The sequence below is a fragment of the Flavobacterium sp. CYK-55 genome, assembly GCF_018413465.1.
Classification (GTDB): domain Bacteria; phylum Bacteroidota; class Bacteroidia; order Flavobacteriales; family Flavobacteriaceae; genus Flavobacterium.
The window spans coordinates 180,513-194,675 of record NZ_JAHCDK010000003.1 but is presented as its reverse complement, the minus strand read 5'-3'; the positions used below and the strand labels follow the sequence as shown (position 1 = coordinate 194,675).

10 protein-coding genes are annotated in these 14,163 nt (G+C 36.6%); all 10 read right to left on the bottom strand.

The window, feature by feature from the left end; genetic code table 11:
- Positions 1-15: 15 nt before the first annotated feature.
- The 10 genes from KIH23_RS05465 to coaBC all read right to left on the bottom strand — a co-directional run bounded on the left by KIH23_RS05465 (position 16) and on the right by coaBC (position 14,163).
- The gene (locus KIH23_RS05465; RefSeq protein ID WP_213211792.1) at positions 16-732 is read right to left on the bottom strand and encodes a response regulator transcription factor; all 717 of its coding nucleotides are present in this window, start codon (positions 730-732) and stop codon (positions 16-18) included.
- 34 nt (positions 733-766) lie between these two features.
- On the bottom strand, positions 767-2,350 hold the full coding sequence (locus KIH23_RS05460; protein WP_213211785.1) for a sensor histidine kinase: 1,584 nt from the start codon (positions 2,348-2,350) through the stop codon (positions 767-769).
- A 71-nt stretch (positions 2,351-2,421) separates the two neighbouring features.
- Positions 2,422-3,006 carry a dephospho-CoA kinase gene (gene coaE / locus KIH23_RS05455; protein WP_213211783.1) on the bottom strand — a complete coding sequence of 195 codons (585 nt, stop codon included), beginning with the start codon at positions 3,004-3,006 and terminating at the stop codon, positions 2,422-2,424.
- Positions 3,003-4,001, bottom strand: a complete 999-nt coding sequence (locus KIH23_RS05450; protein ID WP_213211781.1) for a glycosyltransferase — start codon at positions 3,999-4,001, stop codon at positions 3,003-3,005. Before KIH23_RS05450 ends, coaE begins: the two co-directional genes overlap by 4 nt.
- A gap of 82 nt (positions 4,002-4,083) precedes the next feature.
- Entirely contained in the window at positions 4,084-6,240 is a 2,157-nt protein-coding gene (locus tag KIH23_RS05445) for a T9SS type A sorting domain-containing protein (protein ID WP_213211779.1), read from the bottom strand.
- A gap of 97 nt (positions 6,241-6,337) precedes the next feature.
- A complete protein-coding gene (locus KIH23_RS05440) occupies positions 6,338-8,965 on the bottom strand; it encodes a T9SS type A sorting domain-containing protein (RefSeq protein WP_213211777.1) in 2,628 nt (875 codons plus the stop codon).
- 158 nt (positions 8,966-9,123) lie between these two features.
- Entirely contained in the window at positions 9,124-10,314 is a 1,191-nt protein-coding gene (gene fabV / locus KIH23_RS05435) for an enoyl-ACP reductase FabV (protein WP_213211776.1), read from the bottom strand.
- 66 nt (positions 10,315-10,380) lie between these two features.
- Positions 10,381-12,033, bottom strand: coding sequence for a DNA repair protein RecN (gene recN, locus KIH23_RS05430; RefSeq protein ID WP_213211774.1), 1,653 nt, complete (start codon positions 12,031-12,033; stop codon positions 10,381-10,383).
- 23 nt (positions 12,034-12,056) lie between these two features.
- On the bottom strand, positions 12,057-12,950 hold the full coding sequence (locus KIH23_RS05425; RefSeq protein WP_213211772.1) for a DUF4835 family protein: 894 nt from the start codon (positions 12,948-12,950) through the stop codon (positions 12,057-12,059).
- Positions 12,943-14,163, bottom strand: coding sequence for a bifunctional phosphopantothenoylcysteine decarboxylase/phosphopantothenate--cysteine ligase CoaBC (coaBC, locus tag KIH23_RS05420; protein WP_213211770.1), 1,221 nt, complete (start codon positions 14,161-14,163; stop codon positions 12,943-12,945). Before coaBC ends, KIH23_RS05425 begins: the two co-directional genes overlap by 8 nt.

Here is a 14,163-nt window from a genome sequence, read left to right as displayed (position 1 = left end):
TCAGAGCTTTTATATTTAACTGGCCATTTTGTTTTTGACTACTAATCTAAAACCTTCACCATGTATGTTGAGGATTTCTACGTCTTCATCAAGTTTGAGGTATTTGCGCAGCTTGGCAATGTATACGTCCATGCTTCGTGAAGTAAAGTAGTTGTCGTCTCTCCAGATTTTGGTAAGTGCCAATTCGCGCGGCATGAGATCGTTCTCATACATAGCGAGCATTTTGAGCAACTCGTTTTCTTTGGGCGACAATTTAATCGGTTCGTCATTTTTGAAGGTCAAAAATCTCAATTTTGAATTCAGATGGAATTGACCAATTTGGAACTCAAATTTGACATTCTCAGGTTTGGCATCAGAAGCTTTACGCTGAATAATCGCTTTGATTTTCATGAGTAAAACTTCAGAATCAAACGGTTTGTTCAAATAATCGTCTGCGCCTACTTTATAACCTTTAAGCACATCTTCTTTCATCGATTTAGCCGTTAAAAAGATAATGGGCACTTCTTTGTTTTTCTCGCGGATTTCTTTGGCTAAAGTGTAACCATCTTTATAAGGCATCATGACATCAAGGATGCACAAATCATAGGTGTCTTTTTTGAATTTTTCAAAGCCTTCCATGCCGTTTTTGGCTAGAGTGACTTCAAAATCATTGAGCAATAAGTAATCTTTTAGGATGGCGCCGAAGTTTTGATCGTCTTCGACTAATAGGATTTTTTTGGTTTCGGTGTTCATAGCAAATATAGTTTTAGTTGATTAGTTGCGTTTGTTAGTTGATTAATGGCAGCTTTAAAATAAAAGTACTGCCTTTTCCTTTTTCACTTTCTACGAATATCTGACCGTTGTGGTCATCGACAATTCGTTTAACGTAAGCCAAGCCTAAACCGTGGCCTTTTACGTTGTGTACATCACCGGTGTGTTCGCGGTAAAACTTCTCGAAAATTCGTTTTTGAGCTGCTTTACTCATACCCACACCTTGATCTTTAATTTTAACAATAACGTAATCTTTTACGTTTTCAGTATAAATATCAATTTTGGGTGCGTCGGTTGAATATTTAATGGCGTTGTCCAGAATATTCACAATCACATTGGTAAAGTGTACATCGTTGAGCAAAACGGTGGTTCGGGTTGCTTCAAAATGTGTTTGAATAGTTCCTTGTCTGTCTTCAACAATTAAATGAACGTGTTCAATGGCTTCTTCTATGATTTCATCGAGCTGATAAGTTTCTTTGCTTATATCTAATTCTTTCTTCTCGAGTTTAGAAATGCGCAATACATTTTCAACTTGAGCGTGCATGCGTTTGTTTTCGTCGCGAATCATTTGCAAATAGCGCTGAACTTTTTCTTTATCATCAATCACTTTTGGACTTTTTATGGCATCTAAAGCCAAGTTAATGGTAGCAATCGGTGTTTTGAATTCGTGCGTCATGTTGTTGATGAAATCAGTTTTAATTTCAGAAATCTGACGTTGACGAATAAGCTGATTGAGCGCACTAGCATAAGCAATTATAATGACCAATGTAAATATGATGGACAATAAAGTGATACCAACGAGTTCAGAAAACAAGAATCTTTCTTTGTGCGGAAAACTCACCAAAAGCTGATATTTAGTTTGCCCCTCGTTATCTGTAAAAACTGGTATAGAATAAGTTTTCTCTTTCTGGTAATTAAAATTATCAGATTGAATTTTGGTGGCCAATCCGTCGCTATATATACTAAATTCAAAAGGAGTTTTTACAGAATACTGACGGAGTTCATCGTGCAACAATTGCTGAAGACGCTCTTTAGAGACACGGTCTTGCAATGGTTTGGAGGCTGCAATGTCTCTGAAGAAAATTTCAAATTGGGCGTTATCTAAAATATCCATACTTCCGGCTTTTTTGATTTTGACATCGGGCGCAATGGTTTGTTGCATGCCTGATTTATCAATGTTTGAGCGGTTGTATATTTCAGTAACTCGTTTTGAAGTAAAATTCTTGAGTTTGATACTGTCTACTTTTTTGTCAAAGAGCGTTGAAGATATGTTGTAATCTTCAGAAATAATGTTATTTGAATAAATAATAGTTTCGTTTGTTCTGGAATCGCGTTGGTAATAACCGAATTCTAAAAAATCGCTTTTTTGGGGTTCTTTACCAATACTGTCTTTGAGTTTTTTGTATTTGTCAATAAAACTCAGAGCTTCGTCTTGTTCAAGCTTATCAGCCACATTGCCAATCACTTGTTTGACATGAAACCTAAATTGTTCTTCATTATTTTTAAATGAAGTATTGAACCAATAAACTTGTACGAGTATGATGCCGATTAACGACAAGCTCATGAGTAATACAAGCAATCGAAAAAACAATTTATTCATCGAATCAAAATTAACATTTTAACATTTAGCCAATAAATAGATTAACCAAACATTAACATCAGAAATAAATTTTAAACAATTGTCAGTTTTTTTAGAATTTCACTGACTTGTTTATAGGTATTTTCAGGGCTGATATTTTCAATGACAAAGTTGCTTTTTTCAATGCGTTGCTCGTCTGTCCATTGATTGTTAATTCGCGACAAAACAGCAGCTCTATCTACATGATCGCGCTTCATAACTCGACTAATCCGGTCTTCAATGGGAGCAACAACGGATATAATCAAATCGCAATCTTGATATGTTCCGCTTTCAAATAAAATAGCAGCTTCACGAATCACATAAGGTTCGTTTTGTTTCGACTTAAGCCATGTTAGAAAATGTTCTTTAACAGCCGGATGAATAATCGCATTGAGTTGCTTTAATTTTTGAGGCTGATTGAAAACAAGTTGTGCCAGTTTTGAACGCAATACTTTTTCATCCTCAAAAACTTCAGTTCCAAAAACGCTTTTAATTTGTGATTGAATATCTGAACTGTCAAGTAATTTCTTGGCTTCTTCATCGGCAATGTAAACAGGAATTCCAGCATCCATAAACTGTTTAGCAACGGTTGTTTTTCCGCTGCCAATTCCGCCCGTTAAGCCAATTATTTTGGTCATTTTTTAAAAAATAATTCAGGAAAAGCTTTTTCTGGTTGTTGCTTTAATAATCTGATTTTTATGAATGATTGCATATAACCTAATCCATAACCTTGAAATTGATTCCATGTTGCGCGAATGGATAGAAAACCAATCACCAAACTCTTATTCTGAAAAGTTGAAACCAGCATCAAAATCAAAAAGTAAATAAAATAGAATTTGAGTAATGCATCTTGCGCAAAAATCAAAAGAAATAAAGCTCCGTAAAATCCTAGAATAAACAAAGTAGGAAATACATAAGACCATTTTTGATATGCCGGATGCCAACTATCGAGTATAGGCCTGGCTTTACCAAACTTGTTGACTTGTGTATAAAATCTATCCCAATCAATTCGACGCTTGTGATAAACATAAGCTTCAGAAAACAATCTAGTTTCAAAGCCTAATTGCCATAATCTGATGGATAAATCCGGATCTTCTCCCGGATGAATAGAGCCAAATCCACCGGAAGCTTCAAAGGCTTTTTTTGAAATACCCATATTAAAACTGCGCGGTTGAAATTTATTTACTTTTTCAGAACCACCCCTAATTCCTCCGGTCGTCAAAAAAGACGTCATTGAAAAATTAATGGCTTTTTGAATGTTTGAGAATGATTTTAATGCTTTATCTGGCCCACCAAAACAATCGACATAATTGATTTGAAAAGCTTTTTCAACTTCTGATAAATAATTATTGGGGATAATACAATCTGAATCAAAGAGTATAAAATAATCACCATTGGCATGCTTCATTCCGTAGTTTCTGGAATCTCCTGGACCAGTATTAGACTTTGATAAATAAGTCATCTGAAGTTTGCCTTTGTATTTTTCAAGTACTGAAAGCGAAGGTAAGGTGGATCCGTCTTCAATAATAATGACTTCAAATTTTTGCTTATAATCTTGCTTGGTTAGGCTATCGAGTAATTCGTCAATTTCATCTGGACGATTGTATACCGGGATGATGATAGAAAACTGCATTCAAATAATTTTTAACAAATATAAATCATATTAAAAAGAAAAGCCACCCTTATGAGGTGGCTTTTAAGATGAAACGAATTAATTATCGTTTGTTAATTTTAATAGTTTTAACTTGGTTGTCAGAAGTTACTTTTACTAAGTAAGTACCGCTTGCCAATGCAGACATATCAACTTGAGTTAAATTATTGCTTGCTTTAGCCATTACTTCTTGACCCAATAAGTTGAAAACTGAAACTGAAGAAATGTTTTTCACATAGTTCAAATTCAATACAGTATCAACCGGGTTTGGATAGTATGTAAAGTTTGCATTGTCAAATGAGCTGGTCGCAGCTGTTGGATCATAAACAGATAATTGGTATTCACCATCATTACCTGTTCCGTATGTCCAAACTCCAATGTATAAAGTATCTCCAGGGTTTTGCCCAGTTACAGATACTTTAGAGAAGTTACCGTTTCCGGTATCGTCATCACAACCAACTTCAGTCAAAGCACCACAAGTTCCGCTAAATACACTCACAACAGAATCAGTCATTGCAGTTCCTGTATTGGTATCTGTCTCAACTGTGAATGAACCTGATGCAGGAACAGTAAAGCTGTACCAAACATCATTTTTACGATTGGTTTGGCAGTTGAAAGTTAATCCGGCAGTTGAACTTGAAAAAGCATTAGTTCCAACAATGGCAAAATCAGCAAAAGCAGTTCCAACTGTAAGAGGTTCAGCTCCTGTACAATCTTCATTTGCAGGAGGAGGAGGTAATGTACCTACACAAAGGTCAAATGTTGTATCAGCTAGCGCAGTATTTCCGTATGTATAAACACGAACATAATAAGTATTTCCAACAACTAATCCGGTTGGTGTACTAGTGTTGGCATCAGAACATGAACCAGCGACTAAAGTCAAACCTGAGCAATCTCCTTCCCAAAGTGAGTGGAACATATCCGTTACTGTAGTTCCAACAACGTTTGTCAAACTAATTTGATGTCTTGTATCAGTAGCGACAAAAGAGAACCAAACATCATCATCTTCAGTACCTCCACAAGCAGTATCATCAACAGCTGAAGCAGTAGAACCTAAAATTGAACCAGAAGTTACAGAGCCACATGACAAGTCAGGGTTAACTGTTACAACATAAGCCCCTGAGCATTCGTCATTATCAGGTGCTGTAGGTGGAGCTTGACAAGTAAGTGATAGGTCAAAAACAGTTGCAGGATCACCATTAATCCAACTACCAATATGCACAAAATATGTTGTTCCGTCAGTAGTATTAAATGTTAATGTTGTTGTCAATGAACCAGATCCAGCAGCAGCATAACAAGTACCCGCACTAAATCCATCACACGAACCATCAGTACTTTCGTACACCTCTACCTGAGGGCCTTCATCATTAGTTGCTGTTGCAGTTAAAGTGAAAACTTGTCCATCACCGGTAAATCTATACCAAACATCATCGCCAATTGTTCCTACACAAGAAGTAGAAGTTCCTCCTGAAGCTCCTTCAGTTGTTTGAGCAGTAAGTGTATCACCACAGCTAAGTGCAACAGCGTTTGAACAATCGTCATTAGCCATTGGACAAGCATAAATAACTAAAGCTTGACTATTTACAGTACACAAAGTATTGTCGTCATTAGCAACAGAGACAACTACTGTAGTTCCAAAAGCATAAGGTCCAAAAGTAACTAAACCCGGTGCAGAAACTGATTGTGTAGGGCTTGATTGGTCATCAGAAATAGTCAATGATGGAGCCGAACCTAAACTACTAATATCCGCAGTTACAGTAAAAGTTGAGTTGTCGCAATCTCTTTCAGTGTTAAAAACTACTGAAGAAGGAACACATGGTGGAATTCCGCAAACATATGATCTTGTTCTCAAATTTTGATTACCACCACAACTTGCATCTGTGTGGGTATAAAAACGTACCGGTCCGTCAATATCTGCTACCCAAACTACTGGTGAAATTCCAAAAGCAACGGCACTAGCACCATCGTCAGAGCTGATGGTGATGTAATCTGATGTAATTGAACTACTAAATGTGTAGGTTTCTCCGGCAGTAACATTTACTAAGGAAAACTCACTAGCATAACCAGCTGTAGTAACGGTAGTGACAGTCAAACCGTCACAGGTAGTTGCTGTTGAAGTGGCAGTAGGCCATTGACCTTCAATAGCATCTAGACATTGAGCTTGTGTTGCAGCGCTAAGCAATAAGCCGATGCCTAAAAAGATTTTTGTAATTTTTTTCATATCGATATATTAAAGTTAATACCCGCTAAAAATAGTAATTATTAGTAAAACAAAAAAGCCACCCGTATAGGTGGCTTTAATTTTTTTAAACAAAATATTACAACTTGTTGATTTTGATAGTTTTTACTTGATTATCCGATGTTACTTTAACTAAGTAAGTACCGCTAGCCAAGTGAGACATATCAACTTGCGTTAGATTATTGCTAGTTTTTGTCATTACTTGCTGACCAACTAAATTGTATACTGAAACTGAAGAAATGTTTTTCACATAATTCAAATTCAAAACAGTATCAACCGGGTTTGGATAGTATGTAAAATTAGCATTATCAAATGAGCTGGTAGCAGCAGTTGGATCATACACTGACAATTGGAATTCGCCATCAGCTGAAGTTCCCCAAGACCAAACACCAATATATAATGTATCACCAGGGTTTTGCCCAGTTACAGATACTTTTGAGAAGTTTCCATTTCCGGTATCGTCATCACAACCAACTTCAGTTAAAGCACCACAAGTACCGCTGAAAACACTAATAACTGAATCAGTCATAGCTGTTCCTGCATTTGTATCTGTTTCAACAGTGAAAGATCCTGAAGCTGGCACAGTAAAGCTATACCAAACATCATTTTTACGATTGGTTTGACAGTTAAAAGTCAATCCGGTAGTTGAGCTGGCTGAAGCATTACTTGACACAATAGCGAAATCTGCGAAAGCGGTTCCTACAGTAAGCGGTTCAGCTGCTGTACAATCATCATTTGCCGGAGGCGGAGGTAATGTCCCAACACAAACATCAAATGTAGTATCTGCCAAGGCTACAGTACCAAATGTATTAACACGAATATAGTATGTATTTCCAACTGTTAAGCCAGTAGGATTACTTGTATTTGCATCAGAACAAGAGCCTGCTACTAATGTCAAACTAGCACAATCACCTTCCCATAATGAATGATACATATCGGTAGTTGATCCAGTAACATTATTCAAGCTGATTTGATGTCTGGTATCAGTAGCAACAAAAGAAAACCAAACATCATCATCTTCAGCACCACCGCAAGAGGTATCATCAACTGCAGATGCAGTAGCACCCATAACAGTTCCTGAAGTTACAGAAGCACAAGATAAATCAGGGTTAACAGTAACTACGTAAGCACCAGAACAGTCATCATTTGCTGGTGGGGTTGGCGGAGCTGAGCAAGTAAGTGCTAAATCGAAATCAACAGCAGGATCACCATTGATCCAGTTACCAACATGTGCATAATAAACTGTACCATTAGTAGTGTTAAATAGAAGTGTTACAGCTGTTTCTCCAGAACCACCAGCAGCATAACAATTTCCTGGTGTAAAACCAGAACATGAACCATCAGTGCTTTCATACACTTCTAATTGTGGACTTTCTGTTCCTGTTGCAGTAGCTGTCAAAGAAAAAATTTGACCATCACCCACAAAAGTATACCAAACATCGTCACCAATTGTACCTACACATGAAGTACCAGTTCCTCCACTAGCACCTTCAGTAGTTTGAGCTGTAAGCGTATCTCCACAAACTAGGGTAACAGCATTAGCACAATCATCATTAGCCATAGGACAAGAAACACCTTGAGTAAAAGTTGCACTTTCTAAAAAACATGCTGTACTTTGATCGTTTGTAACAGTCAAAACAACTGAAGTTCCTCCTGGATATGGTCCAAAAGTCAACATAGATGGTGAAGAAATAGTTTGCGGAGCACTTCCTTGATTGTCAGTTACTGTAACTGAAGTTGCAGATGCCAGACTGCTTACGTCAGCAGTAACAGTAAAAGTAGCATCAACAGGACAATTTGAAATTTTTTCAAAAGTAGCTACCGGCATACAAATCGATGGATCTGTAAGAGCAATGCTAAAGGTGCCTTGCTCAGCACCATTACTCCATACTTGAACATAATAAGTTTCTCCAGCTGTCAATGTTGTCATTGATTGAGTTGCAGCCACAGTAAAATTTGAAAGACATGACATCTGTGTCAATCCTCCTAAACAATCTCCGGAATAAATAGCCATGTTTCCTGAGGTCATACCATTTGGAGTTACAACACAGTCAACTGTAGCAGACGGAGCCGTAAATGAGAACCAAACATCTTGAATGTTTCCAAATGTATCACATGTGGGTTGATTCGGGCTCACATCTCCATAAGAATTGTCTGAATCAGTTGAAGACCCATCAACATTCAAAGTCAAAGCTGTGTCACAATTTTGGTTGTTAACTGCTGGCGGATTTACCGCTGTACAAGTTACATCCATAGTGTAAGTTCCTGTTGAAGTTGCATTCCAACCCTCAATAGCAATGTAATACGTTGTTAAACCATCTGAATTAAAACTCAATCTTGAACGCGTAGTTAAAGCCGCTCCACAAGTGTTGTCATCGTCATTTCCGGCAATTAAAGTCAAGCTGCCTGATGAACCTGTGTAAACCAATACCGAAGAATCATAAGCCGAGTTACACAAATTAAGCGTAATGGTTTCTGCAGATCCGGTTCCTGTATATGAGTACCATACGTTTGGCGCGTCCATATCGGCACCAAATCCATCAGGAGCTGAATCTTCGTCAAGGGTTGCAGTTGCGGTACTTCCGGTGTAGTTACCACCACAACTGATGGCTTCTGCATCGGCGAAATTGTCATTCGCTTGCCCGAAAATCAAAATCGGAAACAACAATGCAAACCCCAACATTAAGTTGAATGTAGTTTTTTTCATTCTGTTTTTTTTTTAGTTAATAAATAGTTTGGCCTAAAATTATTAAAAATATCTTAATAAAATTAAAAATATAGGCTCCTAGTTTAGGATTTAACAAATAAAAAAAAAATCGAATACTAAGATTCGATTTTATGATGTTATTTAGGTATAAAATTTTACTATAAAATACTTTCTATAGGCACTACTTCTTGCGAATCTGATAAATAATCTACACCTTCAAAACCAAAACCAAATAAATTTAAGAAATCTTGTTTATATCCAGCTAAATCACCTATTTCAGAGAGGCTATCAGTTGTTGCTTCTTGCCATAATGCAGCAACTTTTTCTTGAACATCATCGCGCATTTCCCAGTCATCAATTCTGATTCTTCCTTCAGTATCAGTAGGAATTTCTTTGCCACTGAAAAGTCTGTCGGCAAACAAACGCTGCATTTGTTCAATACAACCTTCATGAATCCCTTTAGCTTTCATGGTTTTATACAAAAGTGAAATATATAATGGTATAACCGGAATTGCCGAACTAGCTTGGGTTACTAAAGCTTTGTTTACAGAAACGTATGCCTTACCTCCTACTGATGAAAGATTTTTGGTAATCTCAGCTGCCGTAGCTTCGAGGTGGTCTTTGGCACGACCAATCGTTCCCTTGCGATAAACCGCTTCAGTAACCGCTGGTCCAATATATGAATAAGCAATCGTCATGGCATTTGGAGCCAAAACTCCGGCTTCTTTCATGGTATCCATCCACATAGACCAATCTTCACCACCCATTACTACGACAGTATTTTTAATATCTTCTTCAGTAGCCGGCTCGATAGATACTTGACTCACTACTCCGGTATGAAAATCAACCGTTTTATTGCTAAAAGTACTACCAATAGGCTTTAAAGCAGAGCGATATAAAACACCAGTTTCAGGATGCATCCTCACCGGCGAAGCCAAGCTGTAAATGATTAAATCAATTTGACCTAAATCAGCTTTGATCATATCGATGGTTTGCTGTTTTACTTCTTTTGAAAAAGCGTCACCGTTGATACTTTTAGCATACAATCCCGCAGCATGGGCTTCTTTTTCAAAAGCGGCACTGTTGTACCAACCAGGAGAGGCCGTTTTGCCTTCAGAGCCTGGTTTTTCAAAAAACACTCCAATGGTTGATGCTCCAGAACCAAAAGCAGCAGTGATACGTGAAGCCAATCCAAAACCGGTTGAAGCACCAATAACCAACACTCTTTTCGGACCGTTGATGCTTCCTTTAGACTGTACGTATTTGATTTGATTTTTTACGCTTTGTGCACAACCATCAGGATGTGCAGTCAGGCAAATAAAGCCTCTCATTCTTGGTTCAATAATCATAACTATGGATGTATTTGTATGTTAAAATGTAATCTTAAAAATGCGAAACAAATATAACTCAAATAATTAGTTGAGCAAGGATTTCGCGTGATTTAAAGCAGACTCTGAAACCTCTGCGCCTGATAACATTTGTGCAATTTCAACTATGCGTTGCTCATCATCTAAAACTTTAATTTCAGTAGTGGTATTCAGGCTGTTTATGGTCTTAAAAACTTTAAAATGACGATTGCCTTTGGCTGCTATTTGCGGCAAATGTGTGATAGCAAAAACTTGCATTTTTTGGCTCATTTGTTTCATTATTTCTCCCATTTGGTTGGCAATTTCGCCCGAAACACCTGTATCAATTTCATCAAAAATAATGGTCGGAAGCTGAGTATATTTAGCTAATGTTGCCTTTGCCGAAAGCATAATTCTTGAAAGTTCTCCACCTGAGGCTACTTTTCTGAGCAGCCCAAAATCACTGCCTAAATTGGCCGAGAATAAAAATTGTAGTTCGTCTTTTCCGTTGTTGAAATACTGAGTTGTAGGTTCTATAACAATTTTAAAGCGGGCATTGGGCATGCCCAAATTTGAAAGTATTTCTTGAAGCTGTATGGTTAATTCAAGAGAAGCCTTTTGCCTATTTTTACTTATGCGCTGTGCAATTTCATCCAAATTGCTTTGAGTTAAATTTATAGCTGTTTGCATGGCTTGTATTTGTTCATTTGCTTGATCAACCACCAGAACTTTTTGTTCTAAGTTTTGTTGAATTTTGATGAGATCTTCGACAGTTGAAACTTGGTGCTTTTTTTCTAAAGCATATAAGATTTGTAGTTTTTGCTCAATAGCTTCAGCCTTTTTTGGATCTAAAACCAACGCATCAACTGATTGTTCTATTTCAGCAGTTATATCTTTGAGTTCGATATTAATACTTTCAATTCGCTCATACAAAGATTCATAACGAGTAGAAAAACCAGAAATTTTTTGAATAGAAACTTTTATCTCATTCAATAATTGTAAAACACCAAATTGTTCATTTTGAGATGCTGAATATGCTTTATGCAGATTTTCTTTGATAAATTCAATATGTGTTAATTGCTCTAATTGTGATTCTAATTCAATTTGATTGATATCAGTTAGTTGCAGCTGTTGCAATTCATTTAACAAAAACTGATGATAATCAAATTCTTGCTGTAATTGCCTTAAATTTGATTCAAACTGTTGTAAACTATCTACCTGATTTTTATAAATCTTGAGTTGCTCTTGGTATAAAACTAGGTTAGCTTCATTTGCTGAAAATGCGTCAAGCATCTTGAACTGATAATGATTTTCTGAAAGTTCTCTGGTTTCGTGTTGAGCATGAATATCAAGAAGTTTCTCGCCTAAATTTTGTAACTCTTGAAGATTAACAGGAGTATCATTAATAAATGCACGAGATTTACCGGTTGGAAGAATTTCACGTCGCAAAATGCTTATATGCTCATAATCAAGGTTGTTTTCGGAGAAAAATGATCTTAAATCATAACCCGAGATATCAAAATGTGCCTCAATAATACATTTTTCTTCTTTGGTTTTTAACGACGATAAATCAGCTCTTTTTCCAAGAACTAATTCTAAAGCTCCTAATAAAATTGATTTTCCGGCACCAGTTTCTCCGGTAATGATTGAAAACCCAGAAGTAAAATCCATCTTGAGATGCTCAATTAAAGCAAAGTTCTTAATGGATAATGATTGAATCATATAAGCTTATTCAATGAATAAATTTAAATTTTAATTTCAGACCATTTTGCTGAGTTCAATGGTGAAATTGTGAATAATTTATCAACTAAAGTTGCATTGTCAACTACAGGCCCGCCTGTAAAAATTGAAACAATCTCATCTGCTTTAGCATCAAAAAAAACACGAGTCAAAAATGAATTTGGTTTATTCAACTCCATGTAAGAAAGCTGAGTTATGGCAGAAATAATACGTTCCTTAGTTGTCTTTTGATCTTTATGCATTTGGTCTAAACCTTCAAAATGATATTGATAAAGAGCATCTCTGAACTGAACATATAAGTTTGACAAAACATTATTAATTAAAAAATATCTATTCTGGTTGGTGTCTCCCATGTTCCACCCAGGATAACCGCTTGACTGTGCAGTTGTTGCAATGTCTTGTGCAATTTCATAATATGCAGTTCCACCATCTTGACTAAAGGTATCCGCATCAAAACCAATTATCATCAAACAATAAAATGATACTACCGAAACCAAATTTGACTCAAATGCATTGGGATTGTAATTAAGAATTTGAAATTCTGTATAATCAAAACTAAAATCCTTGTCATTATAATTAAAAATCGGAGAACTATAGGCTGAGTTGTATATAGGTCTTGATGATTGAACCTGAATGGAACCTTTATAAATGCTTCCGTTAACTTCGTCAATGGTTATAAACATTGAGCATGTGATTCTCTCATTGTTTTTGAGTTTCAAAGCATTGTTGGTCCAAGAAGTTTTATTGACAAAATCATTCAATGAACGTTCTAAAGTTTTAAAAACTTGAGCATTGCTACCTCCTACTTTAGCAGAATTGACCTTAACGGTACAATTAAGTTCCTGTGAATGAAGAAAACCCCACGAAAAAAACAAACAAATGAAAAAAATATTACGCATGGTAATGAGCTATTATTTTGTTGATGATATCTAGCGCTACAAGCTCTTTTGATTGCAACGGTTTGGGTTCAATATTATTTTGTTTATCAATAAATGTTACTTGATTTGTAGCTACTCCAAAACCGGATCCGGGATCACGCAACGAATTTAAAACAATCAAATCTAAGTTTTTTTTCTGGATTTTCAACTGGGCATTTTCTATTTCATTTTCGGTTTCTAAAGCAAATCCGATTAAAAACTGATGCTGTTTAATTTTTCCGAGTGAAGCCAATATATCAGGAGTTTTTTCAAGTTCTATATGAAACTCAGAGGCATTTTTTTTGATTTTTTGACGAGCAATAGTTTTAGGACGATAATCAGCAACAGCCGCAGCACAGATAGCAACATCAACAGATGAATAAAATTCATGGCAGGCTTGATACATCTCTTGTGCGCTGATTACTTTGATTAATTGAATATGAGCATGATTGGTTTCAAATTGAGTTGGACCTGAGACCAATACGACTTGTGCCCCTAAATCAGCTGCGCATATTGCGATATCAAAACCCATTTTGCCTGAAGAATGATTTCCGATAAATCGAACCGGATCAATGGCTTCAAAGGTTGGTCCGGCGGTAACCAGTATTTTTTTTCCTTTAAGCGGAAGTCTTGAAGATAAATCTTGCTCAATAAATGCAAGAATATTTTCGGGTTCAGCCATTCTACCCTCGCCTGATAACCCACTAGCTAATTCGCCTGACTCGGCAGGAATGATGATGTTTCCGAATTGTTGCAATGAGTGAAAACTAGCCAGAGTTGAGGGATGCTTATACATATCTAAATCCATGGCTGGCGCAAAATACACCGGGCATTTAGCTGACAAATAGCACGCAATTAAAAAATTATCGCAATTGCCATTGGCCATTTTTGATAGCGTGTTGGCTGTGGCCGGGGCAATAAGCATTAAATCTGCCCACAAACCTAACTCAACATGATTATTCCACATAGCATTATCAACAGTTTGCTCATCTTCATTATAAAAGGAAGAGTAAACTGGATTTTTAGAGAGTGTGGATAAAGTGAGCGGAGTAATAAAATCTTTAGAAGCCGGAGTCATGACCACGCGGACATGAGCACCGGCTTTTATAAAAAGACGAACCAAATGCGCAGTCTTATATGCGGCAATCCCGCCAGAAATTCCCAGCAATATTTTTTTTCCGCTTAAGACCGACAT